Source organism: Nocardioides malaquae, assembly GCF_015070385.1.
Taxonomy (GTDB): domain Bacteria; phylum Actinomycetota; class Actinomycetes; order Propionibacteriales; family Nocardioidaceae; genus Nocardioides; species Nocardioides malaquae.
In genome coordinates this window covers 1-278 of record NZ_JADCSA010000294.1, presented here as the reverse complement: position 1 = coordinate 278, position 278 = coordinate 1, and the positions used below count along the sequence as shown (strand labels likewise).

Sequence of the window (278 nt, the reverse complement as noted above, 5' to 3'; positions counted from 1 at the left end):
GCGATGGCAAGCCTAAAATAATTTTACTGTTAGATGTGCGTAGGCACGTGAAAAGATGAGGAGGAGTATTCTTGAAGAAGATTTTGGTATTACACACTGGTGGCACCATTGCGATGTCGGCCGATGAATCCGGCAATGTGACCCCCGGAGATGAAAATCCTATAGACAATTATCAGAGTTCATTTGGCACGGATATTGAGTTAGAGACTGAGGACGTCTTTAACGTGCCGTCGCCGCACATCACCCCGGCACGGATGTTGCAGTTAAAGCAACGGATC

General features: G+C 47.1%; 1 protein-coding gene. It reads left to right on the top strand.

Features of this window, described 5'->3' with window-relative positions:
* Nucleotides 1–71: 71 nt before the first annotated feature.
* On the top strand, nucleotides 72–278 hold a 207-nt coding region (locus IEQ44_RS18555; RefSeq protein WP_193639409.1), incomplete at its 3' end, for an asparaginase domain-containing protein.